The organism is Photobacterium chitinilyticum (genome assembly GCF_004104355.1).
Lineage (GTDB): Bacteria > Pseudomonadota > Gammaproteobacteria > Enterobacterales > Vibrionaceae > Photobacterium > Photobacterium chitinilyticum.
Map to the genome: position 1 here is coordinate 97,239 of NZ_RJLM01000006.1, position 19,937 is coordinate 117,175.

General features: G+C 43.0%; 19 protein-coding genes and 1 pseudogene. 11 read left to right on the top strand and 9 right to left on the bottom strand.

Features of this window, described 5'->3' with window-relative positions; genetic code table 11:
- Positions 1-72: 72 nt before the first annotated feature.
- The 8 genes from hypF to EDI28_RS15695 form a co-directional block, all read right to left on the bottom strand.
- On the bottom strand, positions 73-2,394 hold the full coding sequence (gene hypF, locus EDI28_RS15660) for a carbamoyltransferase HypF (protein WP_233353399.1): 2,322 nt from the start codon (positions 2,392-2,394) through the stop codon (positions 73-75).
- 107 nt (positions 2,395-2,501) lie between these two features.
- A complete protein-coding gene (locus EDI28_RS15665) occupies positions 2,502-3,173 on the bottom strand; it encodes a Crp/Fnr family transcriptional regulator (RefSeq protein ID WP_128784832.1) in 672 nt (223 codons plus the stop codon).
- A 182-nt stretch (positions 3,174-3,355) separates the two neighbouring features.
- On the bottom strand, positions 3,356-4,438 hold the full coding sequence (locus EDI28_RS15670; RefSeq protein ID WP_128784833.1) for a hydrogenase large subunit: 1,083 nt from the start codon (positions 4,436-4,438) through the stop codon (positions 3,356-3,358).
- Positions 4,438-4,965 (bottom strand): NADH-quinone oxidoreductase subunit C, encoded by a 528-nt coding sequence (locus EDI28_RS15675; RefSeq protein WP_128784834.1) that lies wholly within the window; start codon positions 4,963-4,965, stop codon positions 4,438-4,440. Before EDI28_RS15675 ends, EDI28_RS15670 begins: the two co-directional genes overlap by 1 nt.
- Positions 4,962-5,474 (bottom strand): 4Fe-4S dicluster domain-containing protein, encoded by a 513-nt coding sequence (locus EDI28_RS15680; protein WP_128784835.1) that lies wholly within the window; start codon positions 5,472-5,474, stop codon positions 4,962-4,964. The genes EDI28_RS15675 and EDI28_RS15680 overlap by 4 nt, the downstream gene beginning before the upstream one ends.
- 9 nt (positions 5,475-5,483) lie before the next feature.
- Positions 5,484-5,912, bottom strand: coding sequence for an NADH-quinone oxidoreductase subunit B family protein (locus EDI28_RS15685; RefSeq protein ID WP_128784836.1), 429 nt, complete (start codon positions 5,910-5,912; stop codon positions 5,484-5,486).
- 12 nt (positions 5,913-5,924) lie between these two features.
- Entirely contained in the window at positions 5,925-6,902 is a 978-nt protein-coding gene (locus tag EDI28_RS15690; RefSeq protein WP_128784837.1) for a respiratory chain complex I subunit 1 family protein, read from the bottom strand.
- 2 nt (positions 6,903-6,904) lie between these two features.
- On the bottom strand, positions 6,905-10,690 hold the full coding sequence (locus EDI28_RS15695; RefSeq protein WP_128784838.1) for a proton-conducting transporter transmembrane domain-containing protein: 3,786 nt from the start codon (positions 10,688-10,690) through the stop codon (positions 6,905-6,907).
- A 239-nt stretch (positions 10,691-10,929) separates the two neighbouring features.
- Between EDI28_RS15695 and EDI28_RS15700 the strand changes: the two genes are divergently transcribed.
- Complete coding sequence (locus EDI28_RS15700; RefSeq protein ID WP_128784839.1) at positions 10,930-11,508, top strand: HupE/UreJ family protein; 579 nt, start codon at positions 10,930-10,932, stop codon at positions 11,506-11,508.
- Between the two features lie 171 nt (positions 11,509-11,679).
- On the opposite strand, the pseudogene EDI28_RS15705 reads toward EDI28_RS15700, so the two are convergent.
- A pseudogene (locus EDI28_RS15705) lies at positions 11,680-12,075 on the bottom strand (IS1 family transposase); the annotation flags it as partial.
- A 121-nt stretch (positions 12,076-12,196) separates the two neighbouring features.
- Here EDI28_RS15705 and EDI28_RS15710 point away from each other — a divergent pair.
- The 10 genes from EDI28_RS15710 to hypE all read left to right on the top strand — a co-directional run bounded on the left by EDI28_RS15710 (position 12,197) and on the right by hypE (position 19,834).
- Positions 12,197-12,535, top strand: a complete 339-nt coding sequence (locus EDI28_RS15710; RefSeq protein WP_128784840.1) for a hydrogenase maturation nickel metallochaperone HypA/HybF — start codon at positions 12,197-12,199, stop codon at positions 12,533-12,535.
- Between the two features lie 28 nt (positions 12,536-12,563).
- Complete coding sequence (locus tag EDI28_RS15715) at positions 12,564-13,142, top strand: 4Fe-4S dicluster domain-containing protein (protein ID WP_128784841.1); 579 nt, start codon at positions 12,564-12,566, stop codon at positions 13,140-13,142.
- Positions 13,142-15,052, top strand: coding sequence for an anaerobic carbon-monoxide dehydrogenase catalytic subunit (gene cooS / locus EDI28_RS15720; RefSeq protein WP_128784842.1), 1,911 nt, complete (start codon positions 13,142-13,144; stop codon positions 15,050-15,052). Before EDI28_RS15715 ends, cooS begins: the two co-directional genes overlap by 1 nt.
- A gap of 57 nt (positions 15,053-15,109) precedes the next feature.
- The gene (locus EDI28_RS15725) at positions 15,110-15,889 is read left to right on the top strand and encodes an ATP-binding protein (protein ID WP_128784843.1); all 780 of its coding nucleotides are present in this window, start codon (positions 15,110-15,112) and stop codon (positions 15,887-15,889) included.
- Between the two features lie 34 nt (positions 15,890-15,923).
- A complete protein-coding gene (locus tag EDI28_RS15730) occupies positions 15,924-16,124 on the top strand; it encodes a CooT family nickel-binding protein (RefSeq protein ID WP_128784844.1) in 201 nt (66 codons plus the stop codon).
- An 11-nt stretch (positions 16,125-16,135) separates the two neighbouring features.
- Positions 16,136-16,390 carry a hypothetical protein gene (locus EDI28_RS15735; RefSeq protein ID WP_128784845.1) on the top strand — a complete coding sequence of 85 codons (255 nt, stop codon included), beginning with the start codon at positions 16,136-16,138 and terminating at the stop codon, positions 16,388-16,390.
- A gap of 54 nt (positions 16,391-16,444) precedes the next feature.
- Complete coding sequence (gene hypB, locus EDI28_RS15740) at positions 16,445-17,215, top strand: hydrogenase nickel incorporation protein HypB (RefSeq protein ID WP_128784846.1); 771 nt, start codon at positions 16,445-16,447, stop codon at positions 17,213-17,215.
- Positions 17,216-17,451: 236 nt separating this feature from the next.
- A complete protein-coding gene (locus EDI28_RS15745; RefSeq protein WP_128784847.1) occupies positions 17,452-17,703 on the top strand; it encodes a HypC/HybG/HupF family hydrogenase formation chaperone in 252 nt (83 codons plus the stop codon).
- Positions 17,697-18,812, top strand: coding sequence for a hydrogenase formation protein HypD (gene hypD, locus EDI28_RS15750; RefSeq protein ID WP_128784848.1), 1,116 nt, complete (start codon positions 17,697-17,699; stop codon positions 18,810-18,812). Before EDI28_RS15745 ends, hypD begins: the two co-directional genes overlap by 7 nt.
- Before the next feature lie 2 nt (positions 18,813-18,814).
- On the top strand, positions 18,815-19,834 hold the full coding sequence (hypE, locus tag EDI28_RS15755; RefSeq protein WP_128784849.1) for a hydrogenase expression/formation protein HypE: 1,020 nt from the start codon (positions 18,815-18,817) through the stop codon (positions 19,832-19,834).
- The last annotated feature ends 103 nt before the right edge of the window (positions 19,835-19,937 follow it).

Genomic DNA, 19,937 nt, shown 5'->3' on the forward strand with positions numbered 1-19,937 from the left:
TCTAAGTAAAAAGCAATGGCACTGCTGCCTGCAATCTTCCTTTTTGTTATTTTAATCTATGCCCTCGTTTTTTTATTGATTAATGGCATGCCAAACTTGTCCTAATGATATTCCACCATCATTAATCGGTACCAAGCCTGGCCATAGTATTTGATGCCCTGCAGTTTTTAGCTTTGACAGACAAACTTCATGGAAGTATCGATTTTGGAAAACGCCACCACACAAGATAACAGGGAGTGATCTGTGTTCATTCGCAACTAGGCAGACACTGTCTGCGAGTGCATCCATAAATGCTGCAGATATTTGACCAGTACGTTCTGGGGTCAATGGCTGATCGACTATGGCTGCAACAATATCGTACATAAAGTGAGCAGTGTGCCATTGATTATTATGCTTGGTTAATGTGAATTTTATCGCTTGCTTGTTGGTGTTGTTTGCTGCCGCTTCAAGCAGCATTCCTGCTTGCCCCTCAAACTGATTTTTTTCGATTAGTCCTAAGGCACATGCCACAGCATCAAATAGGCGTCCAGCGGAGCTGGTACTGATACAGTTACGGTCGCTTTCCCAGATCTTATGTAGGTCACCGATAGCCTGTGGAGAATACTGCTTGATTACTGGAAGATTTAGTTTGCGAATTTCATCGAGAGAGTAGCGCTGAAATAATAGTGCAAGCAGTACGCGGCGTGGATCTTTTATAGCTTCTTTACCACCGATAAGTTTAAAGGGTTGTAATTGGCATAGCGTGCTAAATCCCTTTGTATCTGCAACCATGGCCTCGCTCCCCCAAAGATTACCGTCATCCCCAAGTCCAGTTCCATCGAAGCTAAAACCCACCGCAGGATTGGTGTATTGATTGGCGGCCATCACGCTGAGTACATGGGCATAGTGGTGTTGTACCGCGAGAAGTTGACATGTATTTGTTGATTGATTTTTCGCCCATCGAGTTGACGTATAATCGGGGTGCTTGTCATGAATTAGTACACTCGGTTTTAGTTGATAAAGACGTTTAAAGGTCTCAAGTGTAGTCTCGAAATAATCTTCGGTTTCGATGCTAGAAAGATCGCCAATATGTGGGCTAATAAACACGTTATGGTCGAATCCAAACGCGATGGTATTTTTCTGTTGTGCTCCAACAGCGATGGTGGTGCTAATTTGTTTTTCCTTCATCGCTAGGCTGAGTGGTGCATAGCCTCTTGCTAGACGCATGACTTGGATTTCATTACCGATGACCTGTACAACGCTGTCATCACAAGCATTTAAGATTTCTCTGTCATGATCTAAAATAGCGTCGACTACCTTACCTAGTTTCTTTTGGATCTTGCGACTGTCAGTAATAATTGGTTCACCGCTAAGGTTTGCGCTGGTGGCGACAATAGGCCTATTTAACTCTTTTAACAGAAGCTGATGTAGCGGAGTGTAGGGGAGGAAAAGTCCTAATTTATCGATGTCTGGTGCGACGTTTTCACTAATCAGTAAGGGGGATGTGGGGTGTTTTTTCATCAAAGTGATGGGGCGTGCTTGTGAGCTAAGTAGTTCCCATTCTTTATCGTTTCCTAATACTAGTTGTTTTGCTATATCGAGGTTAGCAACCATGACGGCGAACGGCTTAGCAGGCCTGTGTTTACGCTCTCTTAGGGCGGCGACAGCACTACTGTTGGTGGCGTCACAGACAAGATGAAACCCGCCTAATCCCTTTATAGCAAGCACCTGCCCGAGTTTCAGTCGAAGTATGCACTCATCCAAAGCACTTTGTTTTTTAGCTATAAACCGCCCTTGGTTGGTGGTTAGTGTTAGGCTAGGTCCGCACTTGGGGCAGCTTACTGGTTGAGCATGATACCGTCGATTTAATGGGTTTTGATATGACTCCGCACACTGTTCACACATGAGAAACTTAGCCATGGATGTGTTTTCTCTGTCGTAGGGCAGGGCTTGGATCAAGGTATATCTAGGGCCGCAATTGGTGCAATTAGTAAAAGGGTATTGGTAGTGACGGTTGGCGGGATCCATGATTTCCTGGTTGCATTCTTCGCAGCTACTTTTATCTGTTGAAACTGCCACCACCGCCTGATTTCGTTGTTGACTCTGTATGATTCTAAATGTGAGTTCCTCGGAAATTATAGGAATTACAAGCACTTCAAATTTATCGATTCTTGCCAGTGGTGGTGGCATTTCTTTTAAACGGTTTATAAAAAAATGAATTTGACGTTTGTCACCTTGCAACTCAATTGTTACTCCCTGACTATCATTTAACACTGTACCGGCAAGATGAAATTTGAGTGCGTAACGATAGACGAGAGGTCTAAATCCTACACCTTGAACTATACCGTTAATACAAACTCTAACTCGTTGTTGTTCAATCGGATTCATCATATTCATCATATTCATCATATTCATCACGATGCTTTGCGGGTCAGATAGACTCTCAGTGTTGACGGTACAACGAGTAGGAGCCAGCTAAAGGTGATCAGTTGTTGGAATGAAATAAGGTTTATAACAAGCAGTTAGTTGTCTTTGATTTCCAATAAGGATTTCAAATCGGCTAACCGGCTTATAACGAAGGTATTCCTTCCTTCTCTTATTAAATATCCGTTGCGAATCAGGTTGTTAAATAATGAAGACGCTGTTTGACGGGTGGTTCCAATCATTAAAGCAATGTCTTCCATGCTTAAATCACAGTCAAACTTTAATCCTTCTGGGCACATTTTTCCTGTTTCCTGCCCCCAGGAAAGAATGAATCCAATTAATCGGTGTTTTGCATCATGGAATATCAAGCCATCGATGATATCAAAGGTACTGCCTAGTACATCGCCTAGAATTCTTGTCATGATCATACTAAATTCAGGGTATTCGTTGATCTTAGTACGAAACTCTTTAGCGCTAACTAACATTAGAGCTGATTCTTTTGACGCTTCTACAAATGCCCTTGTATGCGTGCTAAAGATGTCACCAGGTTCAAGGTAACATAGGGTAAATTCACGTCCTTCATAAGATAAATAGACTCGTGTACGTCCAGACACCACGATGAATACATCATTATTGTCTGAGCCAGGTACACTGATTAGTTGGCCTTTAGCAAATTGTTTACACCGAAACTCATCCAGAAAACCCTCGTATTTAGGATCTTTTAACAGTTCCATCATGTTCAGTTGAGATATTCTCATTTTTGACTGCATAATAACGTCTTCTCACAAAGCGTAATCGGTTGTGTTGTTGTGAAGTGTTGATCACCTTGAACACTTACCGCTTACTAAAGTCTATCATCAGTGCAGCAGAGCGATGTTGTACGGGCGTTGCTCTGCTGTGTGGACTATTTAATTATTTTTATATTCATTTAAGTGGCTTGGTATGCCAGTGGCTAGCGTTCAGTACAAGATATACAAGGGTCGATACTATTTACGATCAACGGAACATCTGAAATCTTACCACCTTGCATCATTATATGAAGCGCATCCCAGTTAGGGTAGCTCGGGACTCGCCATTTCAAACGTTCAGGCTTATCACTTCCATCAGTTTTTAGGTAGTATAATAATTCCCCTCTTGGAGCTTCTGTTTTTGCAATAGCTTGACCCGCAGGGATGATGGGCAAACTTGTCATGCAAACTTGCCCTTCCGGCAATGCGTGAAGACATTGTTCTATCAAAGATAGCGCAACCAGCACTTCATCTAACCGTACCATAGCCCGAGACCACACATCACCACCTTGCCGGCTTTGGATTTCAAAATCTAGTTTGTCATATACGGCATAAGGCGCGTCTTTTCTTACATCGTTGACAATGCCAGAGGCTCTGGCCACTGGCCCGACCAAGCCGAAGTCTAAGGCCGACGTTTTGGAGATAACTCCGACCCCCTTTGTTCTCATACCAATGAATTTATCCGTATTGTAGATGGACTTAATTTCTTCAATCGGTGTCTTTATTCGCGCAATCTGAGCCAGTAAATACTTAACTTTGGCTGCATCTAAGTTATATTTCACTCCTCCGATACAGTTTGCCCCCAAATCCATTCTGTTGCCGTAAACGGTCTCTTTCACATCTTGTATGATCTCACGTGTTTCAAGTACGTGCATAAACAGAGAGTCGAAACCTATGATATGAGCCATTATCCCGACGTTAAACAGGTTCGATGCAACCCGTTTGACCTCATCGGCAATAACCCTCAGGTATTGCCCGCGTTCTGGGACTTTAATACCTGCAATCTCTTCAAGCGCCATGCAATACGTGGTTGGATGGCTGTTAGAGCAAAGTGAGCATAACCTTTCCGTTAACGTAATATTCTGGAAGAAATTGCGTTTCATCGCTAAATATTCTAAGCCACGATGAACGTGTCCTGCTGTAATTTCTAGACCTGTGATGGTTTCTCCTTCAACCTCAACCTTGAAATACATGGGCTCTTCTAATGCAACATGCAGCGGACCGACTGGCACTTTAAAACTGGTCATTAATCTTCTCCTCGATTGCGCATAATGTTTTCCCACAATGTTTTGGTACTGGCGGCATTCACCATCGCAGAATATGGGATATAACGTTGTAACACGGCTGAATCGATAGATTCATCGATGAATAACCGCCGAGGATTAGGATGCCCAACGACTTTGATGTCGTATAGCTCCATGAATTCTCTTTCATTCCAATCGGCATTACGAAATATAGGTGTCAACGACATGATTTTATTATCATCACCGATTAACTGCACCGTTGCGGTAAGGGTTGCACCATAAATGTCGAAGTGGTACGCAATTTCATGATTCACTGAGGGCTGCGGGCTCTTTAATTGATAAGCCGTGATAGTACTTAGTCGTCCCCCAAGTTTTTTTACCGTGCTGGCTGTCGCCTGGATGTCACATGCATCCTCTAACTTGCACCATATACTATGAACACCTTGATCATTGACGTGAACATCCAACGAATATATTCCCTGCAAGCTACAAGCGAGCATTTCTTTTAATAGATTAACTTTGTCGATCATAGAGATGTTCCTTTTGATAGCAATTTCGCAGAGTGTTTTCGACGGCAATCTGGACATATCTTTCCAAGTTTTTCGATTATTTTGTTTGTACCTTGATATGCGACTGCTGTAATTTTTGGGCCGCTTGGGATCATTTTTTTGCTACAGTATTCACAAGAAACTAATGCGACAATTCCTTGTTCTATCATCTTATATTTGTCTTCTTGCTTGTGTGCCAAGTGCCAATCTTCGGTAAGAGTAATGGCTTTGGGCATGCAGTAATGTTCACAGAGTCCGCAAAAAGTGCAGCTGTTATGCCACACTGTAAATTTCATACCTTTTTCGCTGTCTTCACATCGAATTGCTCCGCCGGCACAAACGTGTTCACACATGCGGCAGCCTGTACAAGCCGTTTCATCGAAATGGATTCTTGCCCTCAGGCCTTCAGGGGTGAAGGTTTCACCGAAGGGAAAGGGGTCTGTCGATGGTCCCTGAATCAAATTATTCAGTAATACTTTTATCATCTTCATATCACTCTCCTACAGGCGTTCTTTCCAAATCTCAATTGCCATTGCAATGCCTTCAATAATGGCTTGAGGACGTGGCGGACAACCTGGAATATTGACATCAACATTGATGTATTTATCGATTGGACCTTCGATGGCGTAGCTGTCCCTGAATACCCCGCCAGAGATCGGGCAAATTCCCACTGCAACAGTTACTTTTGGAGCCGGGATCTCTTTGTAGACCTGCAATACTTTTTCTTTTACCCGTGCGGTCAATGGCCCCGTGATCAAGACGATATCGGCATGTTTAGGCGTACCACAATATTGGCATCCAAGACGTTCAACGTCATAGCGTGGGATCAGCGCAGTTGTGGCCAGTTCCACATCACAGCCATTGCAAGAACCGGCATTGATTCGATACAGCCATGGAGACTGCTTGGATACATTTGTTATAAAACTCATTAGCAATCCCTCTTAGCCTTGTAAAACAATGAGCAATAGTCCAACTACGCCAAGTAGTTCGGGCCATTTGAAGTAAAATAGAAATGCTTGGTCTATCCGCATCCGCCCAACGGAAGCGCGTAACAAGGATTTGGTCAGTAAGAAGAAAAGTGAGCATTTGAATACAAAAATTACTGCAGCCCACATTCCTGTATTTGTTCCGGGACAAAAGAGTGCGATGCCCAGAGCCAGTACAACGATAGTTTTCATGGTTGACATGATTTTAAATAATGCCAGTGCTGGCCCTGAGTATTCGCACAAAGGTCCTTCCAGCACTTCTGATTCGGCTTCCGGTATATCAAAAGGAGGGATCCCCAAGTTTGCTGGAATGAAGCTTAGATATGCCAGTACTGCTGGCCACATCCAAGGGTCGAAGAGGAATGATCCATTCAGTTGTTGGTACTGCACGATATCCATCAAAGAAAAGGTGATGAATTGCCCCTGGGATAAGCCGGTTTTAATTGCCACACTCACTATGACCAACAATAAGGGGCCTTCGTAAGCCAGCATAATAGACATCTCCCGAGAGAAACCTATCGCACCAAATGTTGAGCCCGAAGCTGAGCCAGCCAGCATTAGGACAATTGCAGGTATAGCTAATAAATAGAGCAATACCAGCAAATCACCAAATTGGGCGCTGGGTTCGTACACTCCTGGTATGGGTACGAGCCCTATGGCAAGGAACATACTGCATGCTCCAAGCAATGGCAGGGCTAGAAATAGTTTTCGTGGCGCACCAATAGGAACCATCGATTGTTTCTGCATTAATTTAATAATATCGAAGAAAGGCTGTAGCAGTGGCGGACCAATTCTACGCTGTAATCTAGCAACCAAGATCCTGTCAACTCCCTTAAGCAGTAAGCCAAAGATCAAGGCGCCAAAGGTTGCAGGAAGTAATATTAGTGGGGCTAATATTGCCTTCAGTTCTAGCGTATTCATCATTTCAAACATAGCTATTTCCTACGGCCGTTTTTATCAAGCAGTAAAGTGCGAATTAATTTTTCAGGGGCTTCATATAAACTTGAAGCATTCACATGGCTCTCAGCTGGCGTTATATCCGTTACCCCGCAGCCGTGGATATGAATATCAACATGTTGCTGATTGCTCTTGCGGTAAAAAAGCCAGCCCAGCGCACTGAATAAAAGCAGTATCAGGGTCAATGACAGCGGATGCCACGAACCAGTACTTGGTAAGGCACCAAACCAAGTGACAGACAGGTTTCCTAACTCCATCGCCGACATGATCTCACTGATTGGTACAAGTAATAGTCCGGGGAAAACCCCGACAGCCAAGCTCATACCGGCCAGAATAAACATGGGTAGTAACATGCTTAGCGGCGCTTCTTTAACCGTTTTGCATGCCTCTGATGGCTGCCCCATGAAGGCGACATGGGCAAATTTAAGCACAGCGGCCAAAGTAAACAGACTAGACATCAGCGCGCTTAAGCCCAGCAGATAGTGACCAGATTGAAAAGTCGCTTGATAGATAAGCCATTTAGATGCAAATCCATTAAGTGGTGGAAGACCAGATAATGACAACCCTGCAAACAGGAATAGGCCAAATGTGTATGGCATCTTACGCCCCAGACCACCGAGCTTATTTAAGCTCTCAACATGGACTTGGGCCAAGATACAACCCGCAGCGAGAAAGAGAATATTTTTCAGCATCATGTGATTAACAAAATGCATAAGACCCCCAGCAACTCCAAGCGGTGAAGTCAGTGCTATGCCAAGTAAAACATACCCCAATTGACTCACTGTGCTATAAATCAGTAGGCGCTTAATGCCCGTTTGGATCATCGCCATCGCACCCGCATATAAGAGGGTGACAGCGGCAATGACAGCAACGGCATACATTAAGCCTGAAAGCTCATCACTGGTTCCCAATTTTCCAAAAACAGTCATCCCACCTAGCACGGCAAATATCTTGAGTACGCCATAGGGACCACTTTTAAGTAGAACTGCAGAAATATAGCCACTAACAGGGGTCGGAGCCGTTGGTGGATGCATCTGGAAATCGATTCGAAATGGAAGCTGTGCGGCTTTCATGATCAAGCCTGCAATGATTAAAATGAGTGCTGTGGCTAACCATGGCAGAGGCATAGTCAGTGCGGCTTGGCTGATTTGGTCAAAATCGAATGAGCCCGTTTTCGCGGTCAACATTACGATTCCGAGAAACATGCAACTGGCCCCGATGAAGTTAAAGATGAAGTATTTAAACCCTTCAGCCAGTGAGTCCTGGGTTTCTTCATGAATAATGACAAAATATAGTGTCCAACTACTCATGATTTCCCAGAAAGCAAAGAAATTGAACATATCTTTGCTTGCCGTAACCCCTAGCAAACCACCAATCATGAAGACAAAGAAAAAGAAGAATCGGTTTTGCGCATGGCCATGCTTCATATAGCCGATAGAGTACAGTAGATTTAGTACGCCAACTGCCGCAACAAGAATGGCAAACCAGAATGACAGCAGATCATAGCGATTCGCTTCAAACAAAACGGCCGATAAAGCTATTGCCATCACTATGACTGAAGTAATACCGGCTCTAGTAGGGCATCGCTTACCCACAAAGTATACCAATACGGCACCACTACAGGCGACAAATGCACTGATCGACCAGTCCAGAGTTAAGTTGGGAATAGCGATAATCGCTAGTTCGCCTCGACTCGCGATAAGGTCAGCAACTGGGCGCGAAAGTGATAGGCTCAGCTCAGGCACTAATCCACCTAGCAACACGAGAAATGCTAACACGGCCAAAGGCAGGCGCATTGACCAAGGTGCTTCTGATATTTCAGCGCCCTGGTATTGCTCAAAAAATAGAACCCGAATGATTCGAATGTAATATATAGCGCCAATAACACTGCCTAGTAATATCAATATAGGCAACAGCAATTTGCCCGCTTCTACAGCGGCGTATACCATGAGAAATTTACTAAAAAAGCCACTGAAAGGGGGTAATCCCATGATCGCCAGAATACCGATAGCAAAACAGCCACAAGTAAATGGCATCTTGCGGCCAACACCTTTAAGATCTTCTAAGCGCTTACTTCTCATGCGGAAAATAACGGCACCTGCGGCGAGAAATAGCAAGCTTTTGAAAACAGCATGGTTCATGACATGCATCATGGCACCCGCGGTACTGAGGTAACTGCCAATACCTAATACAGCAACGATTTCACCAACTTGAGCTAAGGTGGAAAATGCCAGTAAGCGTTTTAGGTTGGACTCTCTTAGTGCTTTGACTTCGCCATATATGAAGGTTAATCCACCGAGAACGCTCAAAGTAAAACCGGCTAATGAGAAGTCCCCAACCTTGCCATAGCTCATTAGTGTGCCCGTACCGAAGATGACGAACAGCACCTTGGTCAAACCATAGATCCCTGCTTTAGTCAAAATCGCCGACATAGGTGCCGAAATTGACGATGGCGCCACGGGGTGGGCGTCAGGTAGCCAACTGTGAAGTGGAAATAAACCAGCCTTTACCCCTAGGCCGATAATAAATGCAGCTAACGCAGTTAACGCAATGGGTTCCGAAAGCTGGTTAACTCCAGCCGCAATCACTGTCATATCGAAGCTGCCGATATTCTCATGCAATAGCAAAATACCAAAATGCATGATGTAGGCGCCTGATACACACATTAAGAAATACTTCTTACCAGCCTTTAATGCGTCAGTTGTTTGTTCATGTATAACGAGGAAGTACGAACTCCAGGTCATCAACTCCCAAAATAGATAAAAATTGCCAAAATCGGATGCCGTGCTAACGCCAAGCAAAGAGCCCGTCATTAAGAAAAGAAAGAAGTAGTAACGGTTTGTATGTGTGTTACCTTTCATATAACACACGGAATAGATAATAACCAATAAGGATATGAGTGCAAAAATAAGGGTAAATAAATATGAAAGGCTGTCTAGGTCATTTATATTCCACGCAAGGCCAAAGGTAATGGTTGCTACAATCACTGCTAACAAATCTCGGGATTTGGGAGAAAAGTAGCCGATCAGACATAAAACAAAAGCACTTAGGTAAGGGACGAGAACTATCGGTGCCCAAGGTGTTTCAAATTCTGGTAACGTTACTATGGAAGATTGTGTTGCAAAAGACTGGGCAATATGAACAAACGGCTCTGGCTCTATACTAAGAAGTATGGTTAGCAATGTGAGAAAAAGTATGAGAAATGTGGTTGGTGACCAGCTGAAAGAACCAACATTGGTTTTTAAGTTGTTATTGCAGTTAGTTGACTTTTCGAGACAAACTCGCTGAATCACATGTAAGTAATAAACCGCGGCAATGATGCTGGCCAGTGTACAAACTAGTGCCAGTAACCATTGCTCTTGTTCAACGGCACCATAAATAATAAGAAACTTACTGAATGACCCTTTAAATGGGGATAGTCCCATTACAGAGAACAATCCAAAACCAAATATCGTTGCGATAAATGGCATTCTTTGGCCACTTCCCGACAGTTTATTCAGGCTTGATGAACCTGCATTCTTAATCAGAACATAAGCGGAAATAAAGACCAATAGCCGCATTACTGATTGAAGTCCGATATGTAAAAAGGCTCCAGTTTCAGCGGCAAAGCTTCCAAGTCCGATACCAAGTCCGATATAGCCTATTTCAGCTATGGTTGAGAACAAGAGTACTCTTTTGAGATTATTGACATTACGCAATGCCAATATTTCACCTATGAGTAGAAGTCCTGCCCCTCCCCAAGCCAGAATGGAATTTTCAAGCATATTATTCCTCTTTCATATGTCTTTGAGAGTCAATATAACAATGTGTATTTAATCTAATTTAAATTGGAAGTGGGGACTGTCGGCTTGCTGACAGTAAGTTGTAATTAAATAGGGTAGATTCGGACTAATGAGTCAATCCTTGCTCATGTCTATTTGTTAGTAGTTGGAGAATCTAATATATGGAATTGGTTAAGTATTGCTGTTTCTATTTTACCCGTATTTATGAATGAGTATTTAAGATGAAAAAAACACATTTAGGCTGTATTTCAGCAGCGTTATTGATCGCGTCGCCATTGGCATCGGCACACGTTGGTGTTCATGGTTTGCATAATTCATTTATGGAAGGTTTTGTTCACCCTTTCTTTGGCCTTGATCACTTAGTGATGTTACTGGCTATGGGTTTTGTTGCTCGCCAAGCAAACAGTGTGAAAAAAGGATTTATGTTGTTGGCGTCCGTACTTAGTTTTATGTTCGCGGGTGTGCTGTTAGGTGAGTTAAGAGGTGCTATCACTGGGATGGAAACCTTGATTCTAGGCTCGTTGTTTGTGGTTGCAGCCACCATGTGGAAAATGCGTAATAAAGAAACTAACGTCGCAAACACCGTTCTACTTAGCCTTTCTGTAACCTTGGTATTGTTCCATGGTTGGGCGCACGGTGTTGAACTTGGCGGTGCGGTACTAATGGAGTTTGCGCCGGGTATGCTATTAGCATCGAGCATCATTGTTTCTTTGGGTTACCAACTTGCGCGCTTTATTCCAACTCGCTTTATGGCACCGGTGGTTGCTGCAAGCGGCGCGTGTATTGCTTTGCTTGGCTAAAGCCAGTTCAAGCAAAAGATCAATCAGAATATACACCAAGATATAAACATAAGCCCTCGATATTTGAGGGTTTTTATATATTTATTAGACGCTATCCACTTTTTTCGATTCGGTGTAGGCGTGAGCGACACAGCGCTATAATGATGCCAAAGGTGATCCCTTGGGTGATCTGGTAAACTTCGATAGAAGACGTTGTAACGTTATTAAATGCATCTGTATCTTTTTTCCCAAAAGCATGGGCAATGATACGTTTATATATAGGCTCCCAAGCATACCAAAGCCAGCGCTAGTTTTTCTTATTGCTAACAAACGACCATTGTTCGTCAACTTCACATATCAATTCAATATTAGCGATATCAAAAGGTATTGTGATTACCTGCCTTGGCGAGTGTTTTTTTAAGTACGCAAAACCGTGTTGTAAGCGACTTTCAAGACTCGTCCCGTGTCTCTTACGCCAGAGCTATTCATTGCCATTTCAACAATTTTATCTTTAACACCTGGCTTACTTGCTTCGTAAGTATAATTGAGCTGAAAAGTACGTTTACAATCGAGGCACCGAAAACGTTGTGTTCTTATTAAATCTGACCTAGTTGATGTTTGAGTGTCAGCTAGCCGACAGACACCCCGTATCGAGTAGTATTAAATATAAAATCAGAATTTAAACTTATCAACTTTATTTGGACTTGATATGCATGAAGCTTCAATTACCGATGGGTTAGTCAAAATCTTGCTATCAGAAGCAAATCGACATGAGGTTTGTGCAGTAAAAAAAGTAACGATTAAAGTTGGAAAGCTCCAAGCGGTAGAACCACAAGCTCTACGGTTTTGTTTTGAAATGTTTGTAGAAAATACAATTGCGGAAGGCGCTGAACTGGTAATAGATCATCTGGCTGCAGTTGCTCGTTGTAAGTCATGCTTACATGAGTTTGAGGTTTTTAATTTCCAGTTCAAATGTACATGTTGTGCCTGTAAAGATCTTGAGTTGTTACAGGGAGAAGAGCTGTTTATCGATAGCTTTGAAGTATGAAGTTATAAAAACTAATAAGGCCGGTGTTATGAAAGAACTGGAGAACAATATTATCTATGCGGACGCACAGAAATGCTTGGGCTGTCATAGCTGTGAGCTTGCCTGTGCCGTCGCTCATGGTGGGAAAGGCGGCATAATAGATTCTGTTATTAATAAACTACCTCTGTTTTCACGAACAAAAGTTGTTGTTTCGGACGGAGTAATGATGCCGATGCAATGCCGGCAATGTGAGGATGCGCCGTGTGCAAAGGTTTGCCCTACAGGAGCCTGCCGTCAAGAAAATGATCAAGTTCAGATCGTTGAAGAGAATTGTGTGGGTTGTAAATTGTGCGTCATGGTGTGCCCGTTTGGTGTGATCACCGTTAAACGAGATGCATTTAAAGATGATGGGTGCTCTACAAATCAAGGAGTAGCGTTGAAATGCGATCTTTGTACTACTTGGCGCATGGAAAGTGGCAAACAAGAACCAGCATGTGTTGAAGCTTGTCCTACAAAAGCAATAAAACTAATCAACCTGCACGAATATCGAATGGCGCTGGTTCAAGCAAGAGCTAAAGAACTAGCTCAGTCACAGAAACATCTGAATTTGACATTGAGGAAACTGTAATGAGCCTGAGAATAAAAACAAGCGATCCAGCGGTTAAAGCTTTGTGTAAGGTTGCTGATAGAGAGGATATAGCAACGGTTTTTGATCGGTACCAAATGCAACTTCCGCAGTGTGGTTTTGGGTCCTTAGGTCTTTGCTGCCGAATTTGTTACAAAGGCCCTTGTCGAGTCGACCCCTTTGGTGAGGGACCACAGTTAGGGATTTGCGGGGCAGATAGACATACCATTGTTGCTCGTAATGTAACCAGGATGATGGCAGCTGGCGCAGCGGCTCACTCAGAGCATGGGCGTCATATTGCCTTGGCTATGCAGAAAGTTGGTAAGGGGCTACTACCGGCTTATCGGATACGTGATGAGGATAAACTCTATCGTATTGCAGAGTTGCTCGATATCGATACGTTGGGTAAAGAAATGCTTGAAGTTGCCCATGATGTGGCAACAAAAACACTTGAAGACTTTCAGAACCAGGATCACCACAAAGGTTGTCATTGGATAAGCGCGACACTGCCGGATAAGCGGGTGGATCTCCTTAGTCGCCTAGGAGCGTTACCCCACAATATCGATGCCACGGTGTCACAGATCATGGCCAGAACACACATTGGTTGTGATGCTGAACCAAAAAATGTGTTCCTTGGTGGTATTCGCGGAGCATTAGCTGACTTTAATGGTATGTCATTGGCGACGGAACTGTCTGACGTTATGTTCGGGACCCCGAGCCCGGTTGTCACTGAAGCTAATATCGGCGTGATAGATAAAGATGCTGTCAATATAGCTGTCAATGGCCACAATCCGTTGCTTAGTGAAGTCATTTGTGACATTGCAAGGGATATGAATGATATTGCCAAAGGAGCCGGTGCCGAAAAGGGAATCAATATTGTCGGTATTTGCTGTACCGGTAATGAGGTTATGATGCGCCACGGTGTCCCTTTGGCAACTAATTATCTGTCACAGGAAATGGCAATCCTGACCGGAGCATTAGATGCCATGGTGGTCGATGTGCAGTGCATAATGCCATCTTTGCCGCAGATTGGTAATTGCTTTCATACAGAAGTCATTACGACGATGGATGAAAATAAAATGCAGGGTGCGCGTCATATTAGTTTCCACGAGGAAAATGCGGTGGAAACGGCGAGAGAGGTGATTCAGTGTGCAATCAATGCTTATACTCGCCGAGATCCGAATAAGGTTAATATTCCCAATATCAAACAGACAGCGGTGGTGGGCTTCAGTAGTGAAGCTATCATTACTGCTCTATCTAAGCTCGATGCCGTCGACCCGCTTAAGCCTCTGGTTGATAATATAGTGAATGGTAATATCCAGGGTGTTGCCTTATTTGCTGGCTGTAATAGCACGCAGACGGTGCAGGATGAAAGTTACCAGATTATTGCTAGGACATTGGCAGCAAATAATGTGTTGCTGCTAGCTACGGGCTGTGGAGCTGGGGCGTTTGCCAAGCATGGTCTGATGAACCAGCAGGCAACGGAGCAGTACGCGGGTGACTCTCTCAAGGCGGTTCTAACACAGATCGGTGAGGCTGCTGGTCTCAATGGCCCTTTACCGCTGGTATTGCATATGGGTTCCTGTGTTGATAACAGTCGTGCTGTTACTCTGGCCACGGCGCTGGCCAACAGGCTTGGCGTTGATTTATGTGACTTACCTGTAGTGGCCTCTGCCCCTGAAGCTATGTCGGAAAAGGCCATTGCTATTGCCTCATGGGGGGTAGCGATCGGTTTGCCAACGCACTTAGGTACAATACCGCAGGTTACCGGTTCTGATGTGGTCACTGAATTAATGCAGGAAGGTGCTAAAGACTTATTTGGTGGTTACTTTCTTGTTGAAACCGATCCTAAAATTGCGGGCAATAAACTCGTGGAAGTGATTAAAGGTAAGCGACAAGGGTTGGGTATCTAAACAAATGACAAATGGGTGACAAAGTTTGTCACCCGTAACCCAACTGACGAGGTGACTATGAAAATAGCAATTACGGGTAAAGGTGGAGTAGGCAAAACGACCATCGCTGGATTACTAGCCAGAACCTTTGCTGCTGATGGAAGCCGGGTATTGGCGATAGACGCTGATCCCGATGCTAATCTTGCTTCAGCTGTTGGTATTTCTGAAAAAGAGCGCAGTAATTTGCAACCATTTTCCAGAATGAAAAACTTAGCGAAAGAACGTACCGGAGCGGATCAAAATAACGTTGGACTGTTTGTACTCAATCCTAAAGTTGATGATTTACCTGATAGTCACTGCATTGAACATGCTGGTGTACGGTTGCTCTTGATGGGCACTGTCGAGCATGGTGGCTCTGGGTGTGTTTGCCCTGAACATACACTGTTGCGAAGTTTAATGAAGCACCTTTTGCTGGATCGTGATGATGTTGTGATCATGGATATGGAGGCTGGTATCGAACACCTTGGACGTTCAACTGCAGAGGCGGTAGATGTACTAGTCGTGGTAGTTGAACCGGGTCAACGTAGTTTGCAGACATCAACACAGATAGAAACGCTTGCAGGCGAAATTGGCATAAAGAAAATTGTTTATGTTGCCAGTAAAGTAGTAAGTAATGATGATCTTATATTTTTGAAAAATGCATTGAAAGGTAAACACTTCCTAGGCTCTCTCTCTAGCAGTGAATCAATTAGAAATGCAGATAAATGTGGTTTATGTGCATTTGATATAGGTGGATGCTTTATTTCAGAGATTCAGGATATTAAAACTTCGCTTATTAAACTTTATAATGGTCAATAAATTCATTAATCCAGTGTAAGGTCGGAGATTATATATGTGTAATGTTAAAGTAACGCTTGTATCTAATGGCACCAAAGAAATTATTGAAAATGTCACCCAAATTGATTTCGATTTAATGGAAATCGTTGTGACTACATTTTTTGAGCCCGCACGAGTCTTACATGGTTTTAAACCGGTAGTGGTTGACTTTTTAGAGGGGACTGTTGTTCTTGAGGAGCAGCTTATAGAAGAGTAATAGGAGTGGTTATGAAACAAAGAGAAATCAAGCAAGGTGAGAATAAGGACGACTTACTACTAATGGTTAAACGGCTTAGTCTTTGGTTATCCTATTGGGGTAGTAATAATGATGAGCATATTGTCCAAATGGAAGCCTGGAAAGAAATGCTTATTGAGCAAGAATTAGTAGAGCTTTCGGCTTCTATTGAACAGATGATTTTTCATATGAAGAGTACGAAGCTTCATTTATTACTGGCAGAAGAGAATTTAAATAATAGTGTTTGATTTCCATTACTAATAACTTAATTAAAACACCTCTAATATATGGCAGGTTAATTTATGTGTAACACATGTAGCTGTAATATTACTGACGGTAATAGACATTTAATACAAGAAGGAGGGAAACACTCTCGAACTGAAAGTGGACAAAAGTCATTCACAGTAATAAAAAATCTTTTGCACGAGAATAATAACCAAGCTGAGCATAACCGAGCCTTTTTTAATCGCCACAAGATATTGGTGATCAATCTGATGTCATCCCCGGGAAGCGGAAAGACTCGCTTGTTGGAATCAAGTATTAGTGCGCTGAAATCTCGAGGTATTGGTGTAGCAGTGATTGAGGGTGATCTTGAAACAGAAAATGATGCAGATAGGATCAGAAAACACAATGTTCCAGTCATTCAAGTCACTACAGGAATGGCATGTCACTTAGATGCTCATATGATTACGAATGCGCAAAAGCAACTTGAGTTAGAGAATGTCGCTATTTTGTTTATTGAAAATGTTGGCAATTTAGTCTGTCCTGCCAGTTTCGATCTTGGCCAACATCTAGATGTAGTTCTGCTATCGGTAACGGAAGGTGATGATAAACCATCGAAATATCCAGTCATGTTTAGAACGGCTGATAATGTTCTGCTAACAAAAACAGATCTTATATCTTTTTTTGATGATTTTTCATCAGTTAGGGCGAGGAAAGCGATTACTGATCTCTCCAAGAAAACGCATATAATAGAGCTGTCTGCAAAAAGTGGTCATGGTATGTCGACTTGGCTAGATTGGTTAGAAAGGTCATTGATAGAGTTCCGTTCAAATAATGCTATTCCATTGTGAAAAATAACTAGAACGATTTTTTATTAATCATTTAGTATTGGGTGACAGTATGTTCAGCATTTAATTAGATAGCTCTAGAAGAAAAACTGTTTATATTTTTGTCTATATAATGTTGATTTTCATGAAATCAAATCAATTCAAAGCGATTACTAATTACTGAAACTGGTAATAAACTATAAATGCGAACTCCTGTTTTTTCGAGTTAACTGTCCGCTCATACCGGAGAAACTAACATAATGTGCTTATCTATTCCTTCACAAGTTGTCGAAGTGGATGAAGAGTCCCATAGTGTCACTGTCGATACAATGGGAGTGAAACGTGAAGTCAGTACCCATTTAATGACAGAGTCATTGAGTATTGATGATTATGTGCTGATCCATATCGGTTTTGTAATGGAGAAAATTAATAAGAGTGACGCCGAACTGAGTCTGGCACAGTATCAAGAGCTGGTTGTAAAGTTGAACATTGAGGAATCGCAGCCATGCTGAATTTAAATCAGTTATATCAAGGGTTTCGTGACCCAGAAACCATAAAAACCTTGGCGCATAAGATTCGAAAAGAGGCCCTGAATGTTAAGGATAATATCAATATTATGGAAGTATGTGGTGGGCACACTCATACCATAATGAAGTACGGGCTGAATCAATTATTACCTGAGCATATTGATTTCATTCATGGTCCGGGCTGTCCTGTTTGCATTATGCCCAAGGAGCGTATAGATCATGCTGCTGCACTGGCTAGTTTACCAGGTGTTATTCTTGTGACTCTTGGTGATATGATCCGAATCCCAGGTTCTGAAGGAAGTTTGGCAGAGTTTCGCTCCCGAGGCTGCGATATTCGTCCTATCTATGATCCACTTGATACTCTGAGGATAGCCAAAGAGAACTCAGATAAAACGGTGATCTTTTTTGCCATAGGGTTTGAAACTTCAACGCCGATGACTGCGGTACTAATTGAACTGGCTGAAATTCAGCGAATTGATAACCTTCTGTTTCATATTAATCATGTGTTGGTACCTCCTGCCATCGATGCTGTAATGGCTGACTCTAACGTTAGAGTAAATGCCTTTATTGGTCCGGCGCATGTGAGCGTGATCAGTGGGGCTAAGGTGTATCGTTCTGCAGTTGAAAATTATGCCATACCTGTGGTGGTTTCGGGTTTCGAGCCTGTCGATGTTATGGAGTCTATTTTACGTATCACTCAGCAGATGGCATCAAGAGTTGCCAAGCTTGATATTCAGTACAGTCGCTCTGTCACTGAGCACGGTAATCTTATGGCTCAGGCCAAGATAGATAAATACTTCAAGGTACGCCCTTCGTTTCGCTGGCGTGGTTTAGGTCCAATTCCAGACTCAGCATTAATGTTAAAGGAAGTCTATCGTCATAGGGATGCCGAATATAAATATGCCGATAGATTACCGGTTAGAGAGATTGACGACCATAAAGCATGCCAATGTGGTGATATTTTACGAGGCTTATCAAAACCTAAGCACTGCAAGGTTTTTGGTCGAGGGTGCACTCCACAAACACCATTGGGTAGTTGCATGGTTAGTTCTGAAGGTGCCTGCAATGCGTATTATCGCTACAATGGAGTCTAAGTATGTCAAATATCAATAAAAAGCCTGAAGTGATTCAGCTTAGTCACGGTGGTGGCGGTCAGGAAACGAACACGCTGATAAAATCGCTATTTTTTAGCGCATTTGATAACCCTATTTTAAATAATGATGAAGATGCAGCCCGACTACAGTTAAGCGGTGATACTGCCTTTACTACAGATTCCTTTACGGTGTCGCCATTATTTTTTGCTGGAGGTGATATAGGCAAACTAGCCATAGCAGGTACAGTAAATGATTTAGCGGTCATGGGTGCCAAGCCTGAGTATCTTAGCTGTAGTTTTATTATCGAAGAAGGCTTTGAGCTGGGCAAGCTTAAGAAAATTGTTCGTAGTATGGCTAATGAAATGGACAAGAGTGGCGCTAAAATTGTTTGTGGTGACACTAAGGTAGTACCAAAGGGATGTGCTGACGGGTTATTAATTAATACTTCAGGTATAGGGCATATTCAGGTTGACGGGGTCTCGGTTAATAACCTTAAGTTAGGTGATGTGATAATTGTTTCCCGAGATATAGGTCGGCATGGTGCTGCTATACTCATGGCCCGTGAAGGCTTAACGCTAGAAACAACGCTCATTAGTGACTGTGCGACGTTATGGCCAGCTATTAAATGTCTCATTGAGGCAGGCCTTGAACTTCATGCCATGCGAGATGCTACTCGTGGCGGTTTGTCGGCTGTGTTAAATGAGTGGGCGATAGCCTCTAATGTAGGTATAACTGTTGAAGAGTGCGCTATTCCTGTCTGCGATGAAGTCAAGGGGTTATGTGAGCTGTATGGTTTTGAACCTTTCGATTTAGCCAATGAAGGCACGTTTCTCATAGCGATGCCAGAAGCCGAGGCAATTAAGGCACTTAGGATCATGCATACATTTGATAGTGAGGCCCCGGCAGCTATCATCGGTAGGGTATCGGAAGAACGCACGGGGAAGGTGGTTCTGAAAACCCCTTGGGGTAGCAGTCGTTATTTAGACTTGCCGCAAGGTGAACTACTGCCAAGAATATGCTGACGAAGGCACACTTTTTTTACTAAAAGACCACTGAGATACACATACTGCAGATAGTCAGATATTTGAAGTTTAAGGGGATAAATGATAGTGAACCGCGGTTAAT

Excerpts from the sequence above, each read along its gene's own strand:
- hypF (WP_233353399.1), bottom strand. The coding sequence starts at position 2,394 with ATGAATATGATGAATATGATGAATATGATGAATCCGATTGAACAACAA.
- EDI28_RS15665 (WP_128784832.1), bottom strand. The coding sequence starts at position 3,173 with ATGCAGTCAAAAATGAGAATATCTCAACTGAACATGATGGAACTGTTA.
- EDI28_RS15670 (WP_128784833.1), bottom strand. The coding sequence starts at position 4,438 with ATGACCAGTTTTAAAGTGCCAGTCGGTCCGCTGCATGTTGCATTAGAA.
- EDI28_RS15675 (WP_128784834.1), bottom strand. The coding sequence starts at position 4,965 with ATGATCGACAAAGTTAATCTATTAAAAGAAATGCTCGCTTGTAGCTTG.
- EDI28_RS15680 (WP_128784835.1), bottom strand. The coding sequence starts at position 5,474 with ATGAAGATGATAAAAGTATTACTGAATAATTTGATTCAGGGACCATCG.
- EDI28_RS15685 (WP_128784836.1), bottom strand. The coding sequence starts at position 5,912 with ATGAGTTTTATAACAAATGTATCCAAGCAGTCTCCATGGCTGTATCGA.
- EDI28_RS15690 (WP_128784837.1), bottom strand. The coding sequence starts at position 6,902 with ATGTTTGAAATGATGAATACGCTAGAACTGAAGGCAATATTAGCCCCA.
- EDI28_RS15695 (WP_128784838.1), bottom strand. The coding sequence starts at position 10,690 with ATGCTTGAAAATTCCATTCTGGCTTGGGGAGGGGCAGGACTTCTACTC.
- EDI28_RS15700 (WP_128784839.1), top strand. The coding sequence starts at position 10,930 with ATGAAAAAAACACATTTAGGCTGTATTTCAGCAGCGTTATTGATCGCG.
- EDI28_RS15710 (WP_128784840.1), top strand. The coding sequence starts at position 12,197 with ATGCATGAAGCTTCAATTACCGATGGGTTAGTCAAAATCTTGCTATCA.
- EDI28_RS15715 (WP_128784841.1), top strand. The coding sequence starts at position 12,564 with ATGAAAGAACTGGAGAACAATATTATCTATGCGGACGCACAGAAATGC.
- cooS (WP_128784842.1), top strand. The coding sequence starts at position 13,142 with ATGAGCCTGAGAATAAAAACAAGCGATCCAGCGGTTAAAGCTTTGTGT.
- EDI28_RS15725 (WP_128784843.1), top strand. The coding sequence starts at position 15,110 with ATGAAAATAGCAATTACGGGTAAAGGTGGAGTAGGCAAAACGACCATC.
- EDI28_RS15730 (WP_128784844.1), top strand. The coding sequence starts at position 15,924 with ATGTGTAATGTTAAAGTAACGCTTGTATCTAATGGCACCAAAGAAATT.
- EDI28_RS15735 (WP_128784845.1), top strand. The coding sequence starts at position 16,136 with ATGAAACAAAGAGAAATCAAGCAAGGTGAGAATAAGGACGACTTACTA.
- hypB (WP_128784846.1), top strand. The coding sequence starts at position 16,445 with ATGTGTAACACATGTAGCTGTAATATTACTGACGGTAATAGACATTTA.
- EDI28_RS15745 (WP_128784847.1), top strand. The coding sequence starts at position 17,452 with ATGTGCTTATCTATTCCTTCACAAGTTGTCGAAGTGGATGAAGAGTCC.
- hypD (WP_128784848.1), top strand. The coding sequence starts at position 17,697 with ATGCTGAATTTAAATCAGTTATATCAAGGGTTTCGTGACCCAGAAACC.
- hypE (WP_128784849.1), top strand. The coding sequence starts at position 18,815 with ATGTCAAATATCAATAAAAAGCCTGAAGTGATTCAGCTTAGTCACGGT.